This is a genomic window from Pseudoalteromonas sp. CST2 (assembly GCF_028599385.1).
GTDB lineage: Bacteria > Pseudomonadota > Gammaproteobacteria > Enterobacterales > Alteromonadaceae > Pseudoalteromonas > Pseudoalteromonas atlantica.
Genome location: NZ_JAQREO010000020.1, coordinates 38,186 through 57,721, shown reverse-complemented (window position 1 = coordinate 57,721; position 19,536 = coordinate 38,186). Strand labels below are relative to the sequence as shown.

Below are 19,536 nucleotides of genomic sequence, written 5' to 3'. Positions count from 1 at the left end.
TAAGTTTTACTTAACTCTGTGAGCAGCTCGTGCCTCGCTATGCGTTGGCGTTCCCCGTCTCAGTGGGGTCGCATTATAGGGAGAACAGATTTTTACGCAAGCACTTTTTTAAAGAAAAACCAAAAAAAAGCACTGTTCGGTCAATATGTGAACTAAACCCTCTATAACTGGTAGTTTTATAATCAAAACAGGCCTTTTCTGGCCTATATTTAAGTGTTGCTGTTACACTCAAGCGACTATAACTGGTATTTAAAAGGTATATATATGGCTATCCGTTCTTATAAAGGTGTGACTCCCTCTTTTAATTCGTCTGTTTATGTTGATGAGTCGTCTGTTTTGGTAGGAGATATTACGATTGGTGACCACTGTAGCGTATGGCCTTTAGTGGCAGCGCGAGGAGATGTTAACTATATACGTATTGGTGAACGTACAAATATACAAGACGGTAGTGTTCTTCATTTATCACGTGCGACTAAAAGTAACCCAGATGGTTACCCACTTATTATTGGTGATGATGTGACAGTAGGACACAAGGTGATGCTGCATGGATGTACGCTTGGAAATCGTATACTTGTTGGTATGGGCGCTATTGTAATGGACAATGTAATAGTAGAGGACGACGTTATTATTGGTGGGGGTTCATTAGTACCGCCAAATAAACGATTGGAGTCTGGTTATTTATATGTTGGTAGTCCAGTAAAGCAAGCCCGCCCATTAACAGAGCAAGAGCTTGCCTTTTTAAAAGTATCTGCAGATAACTATGTGCAATTAAAAGACGAGTATTTAGCAGAGATCAACTAGATTCACTTCTATCTGCCCTGCCGAGTTATAACTTTCATCTTCTATAAGTTGCTCGGCACATTCTTCGTAATCAAATCGGTATTTATCGAAATGCTGCGTTGCATGGCTTTCATCTTGAAGCCCTAGCTTTCGTAAATCTATAATACACTCCACCAGCATCCCTGTTACTTGTGCAAAAAAGACTAGTTGGTGGGAAGGTTCTCTAAACTCGAGTCTATCTATAAACTGTATGGCTTGATTCATTTAAGCATGCCTTGTTTTAGTGCTTTAACAACAGGAAGTATGGCGGGCATTTTATTACGCCATACATAATATGCCTGTGCAGCTTGGCCTACTAACATACCACTGCCATCTAACAGCTTAGCGTGGTTATTATGCTCTGCAACCCAGTTCATAAATACGGTATTTTGCTGGGAGTAAAACATATCGTATGCCACTGCGCACTGACTTAGGTGTTTTTCGTCAAGTGCAGGTAACTCGTTGTTCATACTGCTAGAGGTAGAATTTACGATAAGTGAGTAATTGCTTACTGGTAATGTATCAAACCCATAGCCTGTTACCTTGCCATATTCAGCAAATAGTTGCGCTAAGTCTTGCGCTTTTTTTGCCGTGCGATTAACAATCGTTATTTCAGCTGGATTATGCTCAAGTAGCGGTAGTATTACCCCTCTTGCTGCGCCACCAGCACCAATAATTAAAATACGCTTATTGGTAATTGTCACTTCATTGGCAAGTAAATCATTAACAAAGCCCACGCCATCGGTGTTATCGCCTAACAAAGTGCCATCATCGCGTTTTTTAAGTGTATTAACTGCACCAACAATTTTAGCAAGCGGGGTGAGTTCATCAGCCATGGCATACGCTTGCTCTTTAAATGGCATAGTAACGTTGGCACCTATTCCGCCTTGCTCAAAAAAGGTGGTTACTGTTTTTTCAAAGTGATCGATAGGTGCTAATATTGCGCGGTAGTCGATTTGCTCACCCAAAGATACAGCAAATTGTTTATGTATCGCGGGGGATTTTGAATGTTTGATTGGATTTCCAAAAACCGCATATTTGTCCATTTTAAAGCAACCTCTTTGCAGCTATACACTGCCTATTAACGATGATAAGTAATATGATTAAACGACTTTTTTCAAAATCTAAACCAGCTCCTGAGCAACCAGCGCCCACTCCTGAGAAAACACCGTATGAAATTATTGGTGGAGAAGCGGGTACCCGTGCTATTGCTAATAGATTCTACGACATAATGGCCAGCGATGAATACGCCAAACCATTATATGATATGCATCCTCTGCCATTAGATAGAATTCGCCAAGTGTTTTTTGAGTTTTTATCGGGTTGGTTAGGCGGCCCTAACCTATTTACTGAAAAACATGGCCAACCTATGCTGCGCAAACGCCATATGCCTTTTACTATAAATAAAGACCTGCGCGATCAGTGGATGTATTGCATGAATAAAACGCTCGATATAGAAGTAGACAACCCCCTACTGCGCGAAGGGTTAAAGCAGTCTTTTGGACAACTTGCCACCCATATGATTAATGAGCACTAATTGTAACTACTTAGCAAAAAGGCGCTGTTAAGCGCCTTTTATTAGGGTTTATTGAGCTTTGCGGAAAACAGCCCCTACCTTAATTTAATATTTATAACTGCCACTCTCTGGCTATCAAATCAGTAGGTTTAGTGGTTAGCCACTCTTGTGGACGTAAATAGTATTGATACAAATTAGCCTCTGCGCTGTCGGGCGCGGGCTTATAATTGTATTCCCAACGCGCCAGTGGCGGCATCGACATTAATATAGACTCTGTGCGCCCACCGCTTTGTAAGCCAAATAAAGTGCCTCTATCCCACACAAGGTTAAATTCTACGTAACGACCGCGGCGATACAATTGAAAGTCGCGCTGCTGTTGCGTGTATTCATCATTTTTACGACGCTCAATAATAGGTAAGTATGCATCTAAAAAGCCATTACCAACCGATTGCATAAATGCAAAGCTCTGCTCAAACCCTAGTTCGTTTAAGTCATCAAAAAATAAGCCGCCTACACCGCGTGTTTCGTCGCGATGTTTTAGGTAAAAATATTCATCACACCACGTTTTGTATTTTGGATACACTTGTTCACCAAATGGTGCACAAATGTCGTGTGCGACTTGGTGCCAATGCTGTACATCTTCAAAAACGGGGTAAAAAGGCGTTAAGTCAAACCCTCCGCCAAACCACCAAATAGGCTCTTCGCCTTCTTTTTCGGCTATAAAAAAGCGCACATTGGCATGACTTGTAGGAACATGTGGGTTTTTTGGATGAATAACTAATGAAACACCACATGCATGAAAGCTTCGCCCTGCAAGCTCTGGCCTATGAGCGGTCGCAGAGCCCGGCATAGATGCACCAAACACATGCGAGTAGTTAACGCCGCCTTGCTCTATTACATTACCGTTAGTGGTAACACGCGTACGCCCGCCACCGCCTTCGGCACGTTGCCAGCTATCTTCTACAAATTTTGCATTGCCATCGGCCTGCTCTAAACCTTGGCAAATGGTGTCTTGCAAAGCCATAAAATACGCTTTTACTTGTTCTAATAATTCGCTTTGCATATTAACCTCTAAATACTTTGCCGGTCATGGCATCTTTAATTGTGCTTGGCTGCGTGTTGCCCCCTAAGGGCTCATCAATGTAACAGCCTACCTTATCTGCAAATTGCTGCTTGGCTTGTTCAATACTTGTTACGGTTGGCTGTCCGGTTAAATTAGCACTAGTAGAGACAAGAGGCTTACCTAATTGCTGGCATAAGCGCTTAACACTTGGATGATCAGTAACCCGTACGGCAATCGTATCAAACTGCCCTGTTAACCATTTAGGCGTATTTTTAGCTGCAGGCATTACCCAGGTAATAGCACCGGGCCAACTAGAAAAAATATCAGCGCGCTTGTCCATTGGCAGCTTTACATCGTCAACATACTTTAATAACTGGCCGTAGTTATCGGCGATTAAAATAAGGCCCTTTTCAACGGGACGCTGTTTTATTTTTAGCAACTTCTCAACAGCTTGCTGATTATCTGGATCACACCCTAAACCATAGACAGCTTCAGTAGGATATAAAATAACTTCACCTTGCTCTAAGCAAGATATAGCCGTAGGCAATGTAGAAAGGTCTGACAAAATATGCTCCAGAAATTTATATTAATCAGTAGTGGTAAGTTTATGCAGGCAACTTTTTTGTGGGCACTGTAGCACAGTACCATTGGCCATTTTTTTCTCAATAACAAGCGGCCAATCGCACTTAGGGCATGGCTTGGCTATGGGTTTGTTATTTAGAGTATATTTACAGCTTGGGTAACAATCGCATGAGTAAAACGTTTTACCAAATTTATTGCTGCGTGCAACTAGCTGCCCTTTTTTGCATTTAGGACACCCAGGTAATACATCATCGTTATTATTAGGTTCGTCATCGTGGGCGATATAATGACACACAGGGTACCCTGTACACCCAATAAACATACCATAACGGCCGTTTTTAACCACCAGCGGTTTTGTGCACTGTGGGCAGGCTGAATCTTCAAGCACCTTTATTTCGTTGCTGTCGTGATGCGCTAATGGGCGAATAAAGTCGCATTTAGGGTAACTCGCACAACCCAAAAAAGGACCTGTTTTAGAGTTACGGATCACTAATTCAGAACCACATTGCGGGCAGACTTCGTATTCTTTTTCTAAGGCGTGTTTATCCGCCGAGAAAAGCGAATGGTCGATTTTACTCATGAGGTTCCTAATGGGTTGCTGAATTTTCGCCTAATATACCCAAACCACTTAAAGATACAAGCTGTGCATATATGTTTAAGTGGTTTGGCATACAATTTTAATGTAGAAGTTCGGTGGGTTCGTCAAATATAAGGTCTTCCATCTGCTCGTAAGCCTCTTCTGAGCCAGGTACGTTAAATAACACCATAAGCACAACCCACTTTAAGTCGTCGAGCGAAATATAAGGTTTATCTAATGCGGCAAGGCGGTCCATAACCATTTCACGGGTTACACTGTTAACGACCCTTATTTGCTCTAAAAACATCAAAAAGCCACGGCATTCAACGTTTAACATTTTGCATTCGCTATCGGTAAAAATGCGCATTGCTTGGTGAGGCTTTGTAATTAAGTAGGGCGACTCGTCGCTGCGTTGTAAATCGGCCAATTGTTCAAGCCAGTTTAACGCTTTAAAAATTTCGGTCTTATTAAAGCCCGCGCGAAGTAATTCATCGGTAAGCTCGTTTTCTTCAATATAAATATCGGCTTCACTGTGAATGTAGTTTTCAAAAAGATACATGAGAATATCAAACATATTACCTTCCTGTGCTTAGCTTTATATACCCGTCTAACACTCGCTCTATTTCGTCGTCTAACTCTAAATCGAGCAACCTTGCCAGCACTTTATCAATTGGCCACTTGGCGCGACGTACAATTTCATCAACACTGGTTACCTCATACCCTATACTATTTAACACCTCACACTGTGACTGTTTGTTTACAGGCTCCTCTTTATTATATAGACCGCTTTGATAAGAAAAGCTCACCTCATCCAAAATATCTGTTACATTTTCGACTAACTTAGCGCCCTGCTTTATTAAAAAATGACTCGCTTGCGATAAAGGGTTTTTAATAGAGCCCGGTACTGCAAACACTTCTTTATTTTGTTCAATAGCGTAACGTACCGTGATCAATGAACCGCTTTTAATTTCAGCCTCTACAATAACCACGCCTAAAGACAGCCCAGATATAATACGGTTTCTGCGTGGAAAGTTATGCGCATTAGCGGCGGTACCCGGTAAAAACTCGCTTATTAATAAGCCATGCTCTAATACTTGGTCTGTTAATAATTTATGGCGTTTGGGGTAGTAAATATCAACCCCAGTCCCTAATACACCAATTGTTTTGCCATTATTGGCCAATGCGCCTTTGTGCGCGGCACCATCAATTCCCCGCGCCATGCCCGAGGTAACAGTAATACCGGCTAAAGTAAGCTGATAAGCAAGCTCCGAGGCTATTTCGAGCCCCGTAGGGGTCGCGTTTCTACTGCCAACAATGGCCACTTGCGGGCTAGATAACAGCGATATATCGCCTTTACAAAATAACAGTAAAGGGGCACTGGCTATGTGTTTTAGCTCGTTTGGGTATAGCGCATCAAAAATACACACCACTGTAATATTAAGCTGCTGTATTTGTTGCTCGTAATGGTTTACTTGCTGCCAATTGGTATTGAGTAAGTTGCAGGCTTGGTTTTGGGTAAGGCCAAGCTGTTGTAATTCACTTTGGTTTAAATCAAATAATGATTCGAGGGGGTGAGTATGTGATAAGGCTAACAGTGTTTTAATACCTAAGCCTTTACACATATAAAAGGCAAGCCAGTGGGCTAGCTTGCCAGATGACTGATCCATGCTCTCTCCTAGAGCACCGACTCGCTACAACTTAATGAATTACTACACTATCTCCAACGCGAATTGGGTGCTGATTTTTTGTTATTAATGCATAACTCACTTTGTCATACACTTTAAATACAATTAACTCACCCACTTTTTCGTGTGGCATTGTCCATGTTGTGGTGTCTTCATCTGGCTCGCTGCCAAATAATTCACCTGCATCAGATAAAAGCTTTTCAAATTTGCTCGAATCCTCTGGATAACGCGGTCCTCGAGGGCCATCAATAACGGTGGGTGATTGGCGTTCTAAATCGAGGATATGACCAACTTCAATTTGTTGCTCAGCACCTAAGTTTAGCACCACTACATCCATTGTGCTGAATTCTCTTACTTGGCGCGGCGAGTCAATAACACTGCCGGATACACTTTGCTTAGGACGATGCATATTAAAGTACGCTGGTAACATTTGCCCTTGCATAGCAGGGAGTAAAAAATCGCCTTGTTGTATTTCTTGTTTAACTGACTCAACCCGTAAAGACGATGGTACTCCATTGCTTTCATCGCCCGTTCTAAATGCACGAGCCATACCGACATAAGTAGCGCGAGTGGCTAGCTCTTCACCGGTTTGTGTATCTATGTAAGGTTCGCCTTTGTGATAAATAGCATACGCTTTATGTACTTTTAAATCGCCCTTAACGTATAAAATATGCCCGAGAGTTTGCGTTTTAGTATTTTCGTTTGCCCCTAAAATATACGGCTTATCATCTATGTCATCGCTGTTAATCGCTTGCTCATAACTTAAATAAGGTTTAATTATTTCAAGTGGTAAAGTGGTGATGGCGTTATTACCTTTTGGTGTAATACGCCCTTGCGGCGATAACTTTCTGTACGCTTTATTAATCACCAAACGCGGGTTACCGTCGGCGTCGTACACTAACGCGAGTGCATCGCCTGGGTAAATTAGATGCGGGTTATCTATTTGCGGGTTCATTTGCCACAACTCTGGCCACAGCCATGGTTCTTCTAAATAAATGCCGGAAATATCCCAAAGGGTATCGCCTTTTTTTACAACATATTGTTTTGGAGCATCTTTTTTTATTTGTAAAACATCAGCGACTGCAGGAAAGGCAGTACTTAGTGCAAACATAATTGCAGCCAATTGAGATTTCATTGGGCTTCCTTGTATTGTTTTTTCATTATTATTGACCAAAACCTGTTAAAGGGGAACGCGAATGGCTAAAATAAGAGCATACAATACCCTAAATTAAGCACAAGTGTAAAAAGGTAACTATGGCTAGGTTAGAAGTTTTAAGATTTCCAGATGAGCGTTTACGTACGGTAGCAAAAGAAGTTGCACAGGTTGATGACAACGTTCGCCAAATTGTAAAAGACATGCTAGAGACAATGTACGATGAAAACGGCATTGGGCTAGCTGCTACACAAGTTGATATTCATCAACGTATTGTGGTGATCGACGTATCAGAAGAACGCGACGAACCACTGGTTTTAATTAACCCACAAATTATTAAAAAAGATGGTTCAACTATTAGCGAAGAAGGCTGTTTATCAGTGCCTAACTCTTACGCAAAAGTAGACCGTGCTGAAACCGTAACCGTTGCCGCTCTTAACGAAAATGGTGAAGAATTTGTACTAGATGCAGATGAGCTATTAGCTATTTGTATTCAACACGAACTAGATCACTTACAAGGTAAACTATTTATTGATTACCTATCGCCATTAAAGCGTCAACGTATTCGCAAAAAGCTTGAAAAAGAAGCTAAATTTGCCGCGAAGTAATAAGCACCTTAGGAAAACTCAGTGACAAAACCACTACGCATTATATTTGCCGGTACGCCGGACTTTGCCGCTCGTCACCTACAAGCGTTAATTCAAAGCGAACACCAAATTGTTGGAGTTTACAGCCAACCAGACCGCCCTGCTGGGCGTGGTAAAAAGTTAAAAGCCAGTGAAGTAAAAGCGCTTGCGCTTGAACATGAACTACCTGTTTTTCAGCCACAATCATTAAAAAATGAAGACGCACTCACTGAGCTTAAAAGCTTAAATGCCGATATCATGATTGTGGTGGCTTATGGCTTAATTTTACCAAAAGCCATTTTAGAGGCGCCACGCTTAGGGTGTTTAAATGTGCATGGCTCTATTTTACCGCGCTGGCGCGGTGCTGCCCCTATACAGCGCGCAATTTGGGCTGGCGATGAAGATACCGGCGTAACCATAATGCAAATGGATGAAGGGCTTGATACCGGCGACATGCTGCACATTAGCCGCTGCCCTATTGCTGCGGATGAAACCAGTGCCAGTTTATACACTAAACTGGCTGAACTTGGTCCCGGAGCACTTGTTCAAACCATTAATAAGTTAGCCAATGGCGAGCTTATAGCAGAGCCGCAAAACGACGAGCTGGCAAATTACGCTAAAAAGCTTTCAAAAGAGGAGGCAAATATTGATTGGACGATGGATGCCGTACAAATTGAGCGTAATATTCGTGCATTTAATCCATGGCCAGTGTGTTTTACTCAAATGGGTGAGCACAGCGTAAAAATTTACCAAGCCTCAGTCGTTGAGCAAACAGGCCCTGCGGGCGTTGTTTTATCAAGCGATAAAAACGGCATTGTAGTGGCGTGTGGCAAGCAGGCATTAAGTATTACACAGCTGCAACCCCAAGGTAAAAAACCAATGGCAATTAGCGACTTTTTAAACGGTCGCAGTGACTGGGTAACTCCTGGCACCGTATTAGGCGAAAACAATGAGTAATGTTCAAAACGTACGTGCGCTTGCCGCTGAAACTTTATATAACGTGGTTGATAAAGGCGCTTCGCTAAATCAAGAGCTACCATTTGCCAGCCAAGGCCTGCCCCCTAAAGACAAAGCGCTATTACAGCAAATTTGTTACGGCGTGTTGCGCTACCTACCTAGCCTTGAAAACTACTGCCAACATTTAGTAGAACAGCCACTTAAAGGTAAGCGTCGTATTTTTCAGTTTTTGTTGTATGTCGGTATCTATCAGCTGCAGCATATGCGCGTGCCACCGCATGCGGCCATTTCTGAAACCGTTAATGCCCTTGGCCAAATGCGTGCATTAGGCTTAAAAGGCTTAATCAACGCTATTTTGCGTAGCTTTCAGCGCCAACAAAGCGAGCTTGAAGAAAAAGCCAAGCAAATACCAGTGTGTTTATATAACCATCCAAATTGGTTTATTAAACAAGTGCAAGCTGCCTACCCAGACAACTGGGAAGCGCTTCTTGAAGAAAACCAACAACAAGCCCCTATGTGGTTACGTGTCAATCAAGCCCAATACAGCACGCAACAATACAGCGAAATGTTAACGGCTAACGATATAGAGCACACGTTAAACCCTGAGTTTGTTGATGGTATTAAACTAGCTAAGCCGCGTGATGTATTTTCGTTGCCAGAATTTGATGTGGGCGCCTGCTCAGTTCAAGACGCCGCAGCACAATTAGCCGCACGCTTTTTAGCACCTCAAGCTGATGAATACATTTTAGATGCCTGTGCAGCACCTGGCGGTAAAACATGTCATATATTAGAGCTTGCTGATGCAGAAGTATTAGCACTTGATAGTGACGCCACTCGCCTAGAACGTGTTAAACAAAATTTAACCCGTATCGGTTTAGGCGCAGACCTACAATGTGCAGACGCTTCGCAGCCACACACATGGTGGGATGAGCAACAGTTTGACCGCATTTTATTAGATGTCCCTTGTTCGGCAACCGGTGTTATACGCCGCCACCCAGATATAAAATGGCTTCGCCGCGCATCAGACATTGAAGATTTAGCTACACTACAGAGCGATATACTCAATAGCATTTGGCCACTACTAAAACCAGGCGGCACAATGATATACGCAACCTGTTCGGTACTGCCGCAAGAGAACCAACAGCAAGTCGCTAAATTTTTAGCTAATAATAGTGACGTTGAGCATATACCACTGCACGACAACGACACAGTTACCAACCCTGGTTTACAATTACTACCAGGTGAAAGCGACGGATTTTATTACGCTAAGCTAGTTAAAAAAGCCTAATAGCCGTACACTCAATAGCCATTTATTAAACAGTAAATGGCTATTTTTTTAATTAAACAGTAATTCGGGTAAATAATGAAAATAATCATACTCGGTGCCGGACAAGTCGGTGGTACGCTTGCTGAAAACTTAGTTGGCGAACAAAACGAAATAACCGTTGTTGATATAGACGGCAACCGCTTACGAGAGCTACAAGATAAGTACGACTTACAAGGGGTCACGGGGCACAGTGCTCACCCAGATGTGCTCAGACGTGCAGGTGCTGAAGACGCCGACATGATTATTGCGGTAACCAGCTCAGATGAAGTCAATATGGTGGCGTGCCAAGTCGCGTATAGTATTTTTAATACGCCAACTAAAATAGCCCGTATCCGATCAGAGCAATATTTAAAATACCGCGAAAAGCTATTTCATAACGATGACCTCCCGGTTGATCACTATATTGCCCCCGAAGCACTTGTTACCAAATATATTCGCCGTTTAATAGATTACCCAGGCGCGTTGCAAGTGCTGCAATTTGCCGATGGCATGCTCTCTCTTGTGGCTGTAAAAGCTTACTACGGTGGCTTATTAGTGGGTTATGCGCTTTCTGCTTTAAAAGAGCATATTCCGAATGTAGAAACCCGTGTAGCAGCAATTTATCGCCAAGGTAAAGCTATAAAGCCACTGGGCACCACGGTAATAGAAGCGGACGATGAAGTATTTTTCATTGCTGCCACTAAGCATATTCGCGCAGTTATGAACGAGCTACAAAAACTTGAGCGTTCTTACAAAAAAATTATGATAGCCGGTGGCGGTAACATTGGTGCAGGCCTTGCTCGCTCACTGGAAAAAAACCACAGCGTTAAGTTACTAGAGCGTAGTAAAGAGCGTGCTGAGCAACTCTCTGAAATGCTAGATAACACCGTCGTGTTTTGTGGAGACGCCTCAGACCAAGAACTACTATCTGAAGAGCACATAGAGCAAGTTGATGTGTTTATTGCCGTAACCAACGACGATGAAGCAAATATAATGTCGGCCATGCTTGCAAAACGCATGGGCGCACAAAAAACCATGGTGCTTATTCAGCGTGGTGCGTATGTAGATTTAGTGCAAGGGGGTGAAATAGATATTGCTATATCACCACAACAAGCAACTATTTCGGCGCTACTTACACACGTACGCCGTGGCGATATTGTTAATGTGTACTCGTTACGTAAAGGCGCGGCAGAGGCCATTGAAGCCGTTGCCCATGGCGATGAAAACACATCAAAAGTAGTTGGCCGTGCGATTGCCGATATCAAGCTACCTGCAGGTACAACGATTGGTGCTATTGTACGTAATGACGACGTACTGATTGCCCACGACGACACGGTTATTATGTCTGGTGATCACGTTATTATGTTTTTAATCGATAAAAAGCATATCAACGTAGTAGAAAAGCTATTCCAAGTTAGCGCTATATTTTTATAGTTAAACACAAAAAAGCCGCTGACTAAGGCGGCTTTAGTGGAGTATGTTTTTTTAATGCTAGGCAACCCTGCTTAGCAGCTTCTAATTACTGTACTTTTGAAAACTCTTGCTCAGAAATTTCACCATTACCATCAGTATCTAGCTGGTCAAAAATTTTCACTAGCTGTGAATTTACCTGCGCTTCTTGCTTTGAAATTGCACCATCACCATCGGCATCAAACGAGGCAAAGTCGACTGCAGCATATGCCGCTGATGAAGAAGCTAATACGATAACGGCAAGTGCTGTATTTAATGTTTTCATAGTTGTGTCCTAATTAAGAGGAAATCCTTTTCTAAGATCCATGGGTTTAAAAATTAACTAAAAAGTGCTTTTGCCAATGTGCATTACTAAGTTTTAATGCACATTGGATTAGAGCAAATGACTCTTTGCTAAGTGAACATGCGCTGTCCTGCCTAAATTGGCAAAGATCATCACACCCTAGTATTTAGAGAACTCTTGTTTTGAAAGCTCACCATTTCCATCGGTATCAAGCTCAACAAACTCAGCCATTAAATCCGCATCAACCGATGCTTCAGCTTGGCTAATGGCGCCATTGCCATCTACATCTAGCGTGTCAAAATCAGTTCCTGCAAAGGCAGCAGAAGAAGAGGCAATAGCCATAAATGCGAGTGCTTTATTTAAATGCTTCATAATTTAATCCTTCAATATAAACAAATTAGTTAAGTTCACTACGTGGTGTACGCAATCCTTGTAATCCTTTTTCGTAAGCTCCCTTGCCTACTTAGGTTGTCATTGGCAACTCAGGATTGTTACCACACTTTAAGCTTCTGAAAATTCTTCTTTTGATAGCTCACCATCTTGGTCAGTATCTAATTCTGAGAACATGCTCATCAGTTTTGCATCAATTGATGCCTCTGATTTGCTAATCGTGCCGCTGCCATCTACATCTAACGTATCAAAATCGGTTGCTGCAAATGCCGCTGATGATGAAGCAAGGGCGATAAGTGCTAAAGTTTTATTAATGCTTTTCATAATATAATTCCTTCAAGTATATGTGTGCGATTAAGTGTTTTACTTTAAATCACGTTATTGTTCAGTACAGCCAGACTATTACAACTTGAATGCCAAGTTTTAAAAGCTCATTAATTTCAATCAGTTAAAAGAGTGTTTGGCTATTTTTGATAAATTTTCGGGGGTTTTATGTTGCAAACTAGCAACAAAGGGTAAAGCTAAGTTTTTAAATACAATAAAAACAGCTAGTTACATAAGAGAAAAAAGCTACAATTTTCGGCGTAAATTGTAAGGATGAAGATTTATCGAAAAAAGAGACTAAATTTTAGCCATGAGGGGAGCTAACGTATTAAAATAACTCACTCGTAAAACTAGCCTATACTACTGATTTTTATAGAAAATAAAAATTATTTTTTGAAGTTTTAAAAATATGACTGCCACTCAAATAAAAAATGGCCATTTGTTGCTATTAAGCGAAAGTGCTTATTCTAATGGCAGCTCAAGCATCGCGGGATCGATAAAATGCTCTTTCATAAATGCCTTCATTTCATCTTCACTGGCTAGAAGTTTAATGCCACAATTAACCCCCGCAGCGTGTTCTTTTACACTGCATATTTCGCCAGTAAATGCTTTATTGTTGGTATCAACCGTCACCGTGCATTGCATATCTTTAATATTTTCATCGTTTTGATCGCCGCGTACATCAAACATCACCCCGGTAAGCGAGATGTCTTTAATCACCCCTTCAAGTACTCTATCGTCACTAAGAGTTAATTTGGCAGGTAATAAGGTAGGTATGCGTGTTTGCGCGCGCAGTGCAAATAACTGCACTTGTGTAGGGTAATTAATAAAAATGAGCCTAGCAGGGTGTGAGGCAACCGACATAAGCTGCTGCCTAAATGCTATTACTTGTCCGCCACTGCCTTCTATAACAGCTCTTACCACCACCATTACACCGTCACGTAGGTAATCACTTGCAGCAGGTAAACGCTTTGAACTTGGGTAATTTAAAATAATAAATTTATTTTCTAGCAATCCAATAAACTCTGTTTTTACGCGTTTACTACTGGTAGGCGTAACAATTTCCAAGTCGACCAATCGCCCTGTTGTTAACTGCTGTAATTTATCTAAATTAGAATGTGGCATGCCTGTTCCTAAGCATCATTTATATATTATTACCCACGCCAAAAGGTCGGCGTAAATAGCACGAGTAAGGTGAATATTTCTAAGCGACCAAATACCATGGCAATAGTTAATAGCCATTTGGCACCATCGCTCACCGCCCCATAATGCGAGGCAACATCACCTAAGCCTGGGCCTAAATTATTTAAACACGCCGCCGTAGCAGAGAACGCGGTAATGTTATCCATGCCGGTTCCCATTAGCGCCAGCATTATAATAATAAACACCAATGCGTACGCCGAGAAAAACCCCCAAACCGCTTCAACTACTTTATCGGGCAGGGCTTTACGACCAAGCTTAATAGAGTATATAGCACGTGGGTGCACTAAGCGGTTAAGCTCACGTATGCCTTGTAGGTAAAGTAAAAACACGCGTACAACTTTCATACCGCCACCGGTTGAACCTGCACAGCCACCTATAAAGCTCGAAAAAATAAGCAATATAGGTAAAAACAGCGGCCAAGTAGAAAAGTTGTCAGTAGCAAAACCGGCTGTGGTACTCATAGACACCGCCTGAAATAAAGCCTGATCGAGGGTTTCATCGCCATCGGCAAATATTTCGTTAGATGAAAGCACCGTAAAACAAATCACCACCAGCGCTAACTGTATCAGTAAAAAAACTTTAAATTCAGGGTCGCGAATATATACCTGAATATTACGACTCGCTACCGCCGCGTAATGCAGTGAAAAGTTAACCGCAGCAATAATTAAAAAGAAAACACATATAAAGTTAATGACAGGGCTATCAAAGTGCCCTATTGAGGCATCGTAAGTAGAAAAACCGCCAATCGCCACTGTAGAAAACGCATGGCATATAGCATCAAACCACTCCATACCTGCCGCCCAATACGCCAACATACAGGTTACCGTTAACGACACATAAATGTACCAAAGGTGCTTTGCGGTATCGGCAATGCGGGGGGTCATTTTTGAATCTTTTACTGGGCCAGGGATCTCAGCTCGGTATAACTGCATGCCACCGACCCCAAGCATGGGCAGTATAGCAACAGCAAGTACAATGATACCCATACCGCCAAACCACTGTAATTGCTGGCGATAAAACAAAACAGACTTAGGCAGGTATTCAATTCCGGTAAGTACCGTGGCCCCAGTGGTTGTAAGGCCAGAAAAGGCCTCAAACACCGCATCGGCCATAGACAAATTAGGTTCTTGTAAAAAAATCAGCGGTAACGATGCAAACGCCCCTAGTACTAGCCAAAACAGAACAACAATTAAAAAGCCTTCGCGTGCTTTTAAGTCGCCGTTTTCATGCCTGTTTGGGTAATAAGCTGTTAAACCAATAACCACACTAAATATAAACGCTAATACAAAAGGAACACCACCACCATCTTTATAAAATAAAGACACCACCGCAGGCGGCACCATGGTAATACTAAACAGCGCAACAAGTTGGCCAAGGATTTTTATGATGGTACGAAATTGCATGTAGCTTATCGCTTTTATTATTAGTAAATATAAGTGTGTAAGTTATTGTCTTACTCTTTGATAGTTAACTCAACTGCGCCATGGCTTAAATCAAAAATATCTTTAATGGCCTGTTTTGCTTGGCGGCTATCAATAGTAATAACCCATTCAATATTAGCAGTAAATTGTTTTTCTATATTAAGTACTTGATAATTGGTTTTTAACAATTGCTCTATTGCGCCCTGCATGCTGTATTCACTTTGGCCTACAATCTCGATACTCGGTACTTTAGTCACCGTTTTTAGCTGCGAAAGTGCATTATTAAGCGACCCACCATAGGCACGTACTAACCCACCGGTGCCCAGCTTTATACCGCCAAAATAACGGGTGACAACCGCAGTAATTTCGCCAAGTCCAGAACCCACCAGCACATTAAGCATGGGCTTTCCTGCGGTACCATTTGGCTCGCCATCATCAGAAAAACCATAAACATGGCTTCCGCCTGGGTTACCCGCTACGTGCGCCCAACAATTATGACGAGCATCTGGGTACTTTTCTTCAATGCTTTTAATAAATGCTTTAGCAGCCTGTAGGTCTGGCGTATGCGCGATATGAACTATAAAGGTGCTTTTTTTAATTTCTTCTTGATGAAACACATCATCGGCGGGGTATTTATATTCAGACATAATTAAAGCTCAATTAAAAATGGGGCCAAAAGGCCCCTTTGCATTCGCGTATTTTAGCGCGTATTGGCGAGCTCGTCTTTATTAGCTTAATCGAGCGCTAAGTCACGAGTCATATTTTCTAGGCTGTCTTCGTGAACAATAATATTGTCTTCAATACGAATACCGCCGTATGGTTTTAACGACTCAATTTTTTCCCAGTTAATAAACTGCTTACTGTCGGTTTGCGCTAAATCACCTAATAATGAATCTATAAAGTAAAGCCCTGGCTCAATAGTAAACACTTGGTTTTTCTCTATTTTACGAGTACAACGTAAGAATGGGTGCCCTTCTGGCGATGGCTGGTGGGTGCCTTTATCATCACGCATGAAGCCGCCCATATCGTGCACTTGTAAGCCAAGGTGATGGCCCAAGCCATGAGGGAAAAATGTGGAGGTAATTTTACGTTCCACAATTTCTGTTGCGGGTAAGTTTACAATATTGAAGTCGCTAAGAATTTGCGCAATACGGTTATGGCAATCAACGTGTAAATCGCCATATAACATGCCTGGCTTTAATGCGTTGCCTAGCTCAATTTGTATTGCCGTCATAGTTTGTACTAGCTCAGCAAATTCGCCCTGTTTTTTAAAATCGTACGTACGGGTTATATCTGCGGCATACCCATTAAAGTTTGCGCCAGCATCGATTAAAAACGAATTATGAGTAAGCGGTGCTTTTGGCTCAAAATGTGTGTAATGCAAAATAGCGCAGTTTTCGTTAAGCGCTACTATGTTGCCATACGGCATTTCGTTTTCGCTTTGGCGTGTAGCCATAAGGTACGCTTGCTGAATATCAAATTCGCTACCACCATTATAAAACGTATCGCGTGCTGCTTTATGTCCATCTACCGCGATGCGGTTGGCTTGGCGTAAACATTCAAGCTCGTACTGCGTTTTATAAGCGCGGTTATAATGAAAATAGTTAAGTACTGGCTCAGGATTCATAATACTAAAGCCAAGCGCTTGCGCTACCTCTAGGTATTCGCCCATGTAAGCGTATTTAGCTTTATCGTAAGGTAATAGTTTTTCAACTTGATCAGGCTGTAGCAATAATTCTATATCAAAGTACTCAGCCCAAAAATCACGCGGCTCATCTGGTACTTTGTGCCAAAAATCAACTGGGCGGTAAAAAATAAGCTTAGGTTTATCGCTACCATTTACCACAATCCAACAATGTGGATTATCAATAACAGGAAGCCATGCTTTAAAGTGTGGATTAACTTTAAATGGGTAATACATGTCGTCTAAAAACTGGCGCTTAGCTTGGCCTGAGTGAATAACTAAACCCTCGAGCCCTTCACGGTCACAAATTGTACGCGTACGTTGTTGTAATGTGGCAATATGCTCTGCATATAAAACGGCTAATTTATCCATTGTTAATCCATCTGTTAAATTTAACTTGCTTTGAGTCTACCACTTAAACGTAAAGCGCTCAAAAAAGGGGGATATTTAACATGTAAATATCCCCCTAATACTTATACCCATCGTGTTACGTTATTAGCCCTTTATTTAGCACGCTAGAATGGCTAAATATTTTAGGCAATTGGTATTACATAATTTACCCGCCCATTTTCATTTTGAGTAACGGCGCGAGCACGTTTCCTTCTCGGCCCATCCGGGTGTGATAAACCTGGCGATAAGCAAACACATTTTTTACGTAATCTCGCGTTTCTCTATACGGGATCAGCTCAACCCATAGCTCTGCAGGTATGGCTTCGTCAGGTAACCAGCGTTTAATACGATGATACCCTGCGTTGTAAGAAGCCGTAGCAAGTATTTCATTCCCTTTGTTTTTCTTTTTTAAGTACTGCAAGTAACTAGTACCTAAGCGTATATTGGTTTTAGGTTGGTACAAACGCGTACTCGATACCCTTGCTTTGTTAACGTATTCTGCCGTACTAGGGAGCAATTGCATTAAACCACGCGCATTTGCATGCGAACGCGCATCTGGTGCAAACGAGCTTTCGCGCCGTGCAATTGCAATACTCCACGCGGGGTCTATTTTGCTGCGTTTACTGTAGCGCTCAAATATATCTTGAAATGCAAACGGAAAACGCAGTTCAACATAATCCCATGCTTTAATTTTAGCTAACGTGAAAATAACGTTATCGTGCCAATTGTTTTGCGCTGCAACCTTTGAAGCAGCTAGTTTTTCTTCATCTGTAGAGGTGTTCGTTAAGTAATTCCATTCTCGGCGTGCAGAGGTAAAACGCTCGAGTTCGTAAAGTGCTTTTGCACGTTTAAAGCCCGGCGCATTCTTCACCTTCTCTACTAATTTTTGATCAACCTGCAAAGGCTGATTATTTAAATCAACTGGCAGCCCTAATCGTGCCGCCGCTAAAAAACCATAGTAATCGCGGTTAGCGGCCACTTTAGTCCAAATTTCGTCTGCTTTTTGTTGCTCGCCTCGCTTAGCATAGCTATAAGCAAGCCAATATTGCTGGCCTAAACTTAAATCGTCTTTACCTGTAAAAAAAGCCGCTATGCCTTCCCAGTTTTGGGTTTTAAGCATATTACCAAGTTGCCACTGAATTAACTTTCTGTCTTGTCGCGCTTTTGGCACCTTATTAAGCCAAAAACTGGCCTGTTTATGCCCACTTGAAGCAAGTGATAAAGCAAACGTGTAATATAAATCTGCTTTTTCTTCATCGCTGTAGGTAAACATTTTTTCTAGCTTTTGCCAGGCTCTTAAAGCCAGCGCTTTATCGCGCCAAATTAAACGCTTAACACCATAAATGGCTATTTGCGCTTCTTTTGCCGACTTAGTTTTATAACGATACAAGCCTGCTGCCGCACTAGGGTCACGGCGTACTTTTAAGTATAAATCGGCTAAGTAACGCTCGTTTTTAGGTAACAACGTTTTTAAATAAGGGAGTAAACTTTGCGTACCGCCCTGCGCTGCAAGCGTTATGCGCTTCCATACAAGCTCATTATTTAAATAACCTTTTTTGCGCCAAAGCGAAAATAGCGAGTCGCATTCATTCGGTTGCGACTTACCCACCGTCCATAAATCGGTAACCTGATTAAAAATGGCTTTTTCTGGCGCCCCTAAATCAAGCTGAAAATCTAAAAACGTGCATGTTAGTGCTGCGTTAGACGTTTCTCGGTAGTTTTTTATATAAGCTGCTTTTTTATTGTTTTTTTCAAGATACTCTAACCACGCTTTGCGTACCGGCCACTCAAGCGGGGTATGTTCATAAATGGTTAGGTAATCTTCTATTTCGCTTTGGTATTTAAAATTGGGATGGCGTTGCCAATATGTTTTTTCGACATACGGCTTTAGCGGGTGGTCTAACCCGTTTATTGCTTCTTTAAAGTCTTGGTAGCTTCCATAGCGCACTTTTTTTTCAGCATCTAAAAACGCGTCATTATCGATACTCGCTTGGGCAGAACTAAAAGGAAGAATAAAGGCAGCTGCCACAGCGCTTAATAAAATTTTTTTCATAATATCCTTTAGGTTTAACGACCTGTCAGGGTTA

At 41.9% G+C, this 19,536-nt stretch carries 22 protein-coding genes; 6 read left to right on the top strand and 16 right to left on the bottom strand.

Annotation, left to right across the window (positions count from 1 at the left end; all coding sequences use genetic code 11):
* The first annotated feature begins 264 nt into the window (after nucleotides 1-264).
* A complete protein-coding gene (locus PSH41_RS19000; protein WP_029773008.1) occupies nucleotides 265-801 on the top strand; it encodes a gamma carbonic anhydrase family protein in 537 nt (178 codons plus the stop codon).
* On the opposite strand, the gene PSH41_RS18995 is transcribed toward PSH41_RS19000, so the two are convergent.
* Nucleotides 784-1,044, bottom strand: coding sequence for a DUF1488 domain-containing protein (locus tag PSH41_RS18995; protein ID WP_024031321.1), 261 nt, complete (start codon nucleotides 1,042-1,044; stop codon nucleotides 784-786). The two genes, PSH41_RS19000 and PSH41_RS18995, sit on opposite strands and share 18 nt — an antisense overlap.
* Entirely contained in the window at nucleotides 1,041-1,865 is an 825-nt protein-coding gene (gene aroE, locus PSH41_RS18990) for a shikimate dehydrogenase (protein ID WP_126005383.1), read from the bottom strand. Before aroE ends, PSH41_RS18995 begins: the two co-directional genes overlap by 4 nt.
* 53 nt (nucleotides 1,866-1,918) lie before the next feature.
* On the opposite strand from aroE, the gene PSH41_RS18985 reads away from it, so the two are divergent.
* Nucleotides 1,919-2,356 carry a group II truncated hemoglobin gene (locus PSH41_RS18985; RefSeq protein WP_029773006.1) on the top strand — a complete coding sequence of 146 codons (438 nt, stop codon included), beginning with the start codon at nucleotides 1,919-1,921 and terminating at the stop codon, nucleotides 2,354-2,356.
* Nucleotides 2,357-2,447: 91 nt separating this feature from the next.
* Here PSH41_RS18985 and hemF read toward each other — a convergent pair whose 3' ends face one another.
* The 6 genes from hemF to PSH41_RS18955 form a co-directional block, all read right to left on the bottom strand.
* Nucleotides 2,448-3,398: an oxygen-dependent coproporphyrinogen oxidase gene (gene hemF, locus PSH41_RS18980; protein WP_273589935.1), complete on the bottom strand. Its 951-nt coding sequence runs from the start codon at nucleotides 3,396-3,398 to the stop codon at nucleotides 2,448-2,450.
* A gap of 1 nt (nucleotide 3,399) precedes the next feature.
* Nucleotides 3,400-3,963, bottom strand: coding sequence for an L-threonylcarbamoyladenylate synthase (locus PSH41_RS18975; RefSeq protein WP_054983829.1), 564 nt, complete (start codon nucleotides 3,961-3,963; stop codon nucleotides 3,400-3,402).
* Between the two features lie 21 nt (nucleotides 3,964-3,984).
* Nucleotides 3,985-4,560 carry a DNA topoisomerase family protein gene (locus PSH41_RS18970; protein ID WP_273589934.1) on the bottom strand — a complete coding sequence of 192 codons (576 nt, stop codon included), beginning with the start codon at nucleotides 4,558-4,560 and terminating at the stop codon, nucleotides 3,985-3,987.
* A 97-nt stretch (nucleotides 4,561-4,657) separates the two neighbouring features.
* Nucleotides 4,658-5,131 carry a DUF494 family protein gene (locus PSH41_RS18965; RefSeq protein WP_004588034.1) on the bottom strand — a complete coding sequence of 158 codons (474 nt, stop codon included), beginning with the start codon at nucleotides 5,129-5,131 and terminating at the stop codon, nucleotides 4,658-4,660.
* A 1-nt stretch (nucleotide 5,132) separates the two neighbouring features.
* A complete protein-coding gene (gene dprA, locus PSH41_RS18960; RefSeq protein ID WP_004588035.1) occupies nucleotides 5,133-6,224 on the bottom strand; it encodes a DNA-processing protein DprA in 1,092 nt (363 codons plus the stop codon).
* 31 nt (nucleotides 6,225-6,255) lie between these two features.
* Nucleotides 6,256-7,377 carry a LysM peptidoglycan-binding domain-containing protein gene (locus PSH41_RS18955; protein ID WP_004588036.1) on the bottom strand — a complete coding sequence of 374 codons (1,122 nt, stop codon included), beginning with the start codon at nucleotides 7,375-7,377 and terminating at the stop codon, nucleotides 6,256-6,258.
* 119 nt (nucleotides 7,378-7,496) lie between these two features.
* Here PSH41_RS18955 and def point away from each other — a divergent pair, with 119 nt between their 5' ends.
* The 4 genes from def to trkA all read left to right on the top strand — a co-directional run bounded on the left by def (nucleotide 7,497) and on the right by trkA (nucleotide 11,718).
* On the top strand, nucleotides 7,497-8,003 hold the full coding sequence (def, locus tag PSH41_RS18950) for a peptide deformylase (protein WP_055016188.1): 507 nt from the start codon (nucleotides 7,497-7,499) through the stop codon (nucleotides 8,001-8,003).
* Between the two features lie 21 nt (nucleotides 8,004-8,024).
* On the top strand, nucleotides 8,025-8,978 hold the full coding sequence (gene fmt / locus PSH41_RS18945) for a methionyl-tRNA formyltransferase (RefSeq protein WP_029773000.1): 954 nt from the start codon (nucleotides 8,025-8,027) through the stop codon (nucleotides 8,976-8,978).
* Nucleotides 8,971-10,266 (top strand): 16S rRNA (cytosine(967)-C(5))-methyltransferase RsmB, encoded by a 1,296-nt coding sequence (gene rsmB, locus PSH41_RS18940; RefSeq protein ID WP_004588039.1) that lies wholly within the window; start codon nucleotides 8,971-8,973, stop codon nucleotides 10,264-10,266. The genes fmt and rsmB overlap by 8 nt, the downstream gene beginning before the upstream one ends.
* 75 nt (nucleotides 10,267-10,341) lie before the next feature.
* On the top strand, nucleotides 10,342-11,718 hold the full coding sequence (gene trkA, locus PSH41_RS18935; protein WP_004588040.1) for a Trk system potassium transporter TrkA: 1,377 nt from the start codon (nucleotides 10,342-10,344) through the stop codon (nucleotides 11,716-11,718).
* An 85-nt stretch (nucleotides 11,719-11,803) separates the two neighbouring features.
* On the opposite strand, the gene PSH41_RS18930 is transcribed toward trkA, so the two are convergent.
* The 8 genes from PSH41_RS18930 to PSH41_RS18895 form a co-directional block, all read right to left on the bottom strand.
* The gene (locus tag PSH41_RS18930; RefSeq protein ID WP_004588041.1) at nucleotides 11,804-12,019 is read right to left on the bottom strand and encodes an EF-hand domain-containing protein; all 216 of its coding nucleotides are present in this window, start codon (nucleotides 12,017-12,019) and stop codon (nucleotides 11,804-11,806) included.
* Nucleotides 12,020-12,196: 177 nt separating this feature from the next.
* Nucleotides 12,197-12,409 (bottom strand): calmodulin-like protein, encoded by a 213-nt coding sequence (locus PSH41_RS18925; protein ID WP_004588042.1) that lies wholly within the window; start codon nucleotides 12,407-12,409, stop codon nucleotides 12,197-12,199.
* A 129-nt stretch (nucleotides 12,410-12,538) separates the two neighbouring features.
* Nucleotides 12,539-12,751, bottom strand: a complete 213-nt coding sequence (locus PSH41_RS18920) for an EF-hand domain-containing protein (RefSeq protein ID WP_004588043.1) — start codon at nucleotides 12,749-12,751, stop codon at nucleotides 12,539-12,541.
* A gap of 462 nt (nucleotides 12,752-13,213) precedes the next feature.
* Nucleotides 13,214-13,876: a PilZ domain-containing protein gene (locus PSH41_RS18915; RefSeq protein ID WP_096040917.1), complete on the bottom strand. Its 663-nt coding sequence runs from the start codon at nucleotides 13,874-13,876 to the stop codon at nucleotides 13,214-13,216.
* A gap of 29 nt (nucleotides 13,877-13,905) precedes the next feature.
* On the bottom strand, nucleotides 13,906-15,357 hold the full coding sequence (locus tag PSH41_RS18910) for a TrkH family potassium uptake protein (protein WP_004588045.1): 1,452 nt from the start codon (nucleotides 15,355-15,357) through the stop codon (nucleotides 13,906-13,908).
* A gap of 50 nt (nucleotides 15,358-15,407) precedes the next feature.
* A complete protein-coding gene (locus tag PSH41_RS18905) occupies nucleotides 15,408-16,022 on the bottom strand; it encodes a YigZ family protein (protein ID WP_024032141.1) in 615 nt (204 codons plus the stop codon).
* A gap of 86 nt (nucleotides 16,023-16,108) precedes the next feature.
* The gene (gene pepQ, locus PSH41_RS18900; RefSeq protein ID WP_004588047.1) at nucleotides 16,109-17,431 is read right to left on the bottom strand and encodes a Xaa-Pro dipeptidase; all 1,323 of its coding nucleotides are present in this window, start codon (nucleotides 17,429-17,431) and stop codon (nucleotides 16,109-16,111) included.
* 184 nt (nucleotides 17,432-17,615) lie between these two features.
* A complete protein-coding gene (locus tag PSH41_RS18895; RefSeq protein WP_273589933.1) occupies nucleotides 17,616-19,502 on the bottom strand; it encodes a transglycosylase SLT domain-containing protein in 1,887 nt (628 codons plus the stop codon).
* Nucleotides 19,503-19,536: the final 34 nt, after the last annotated feature.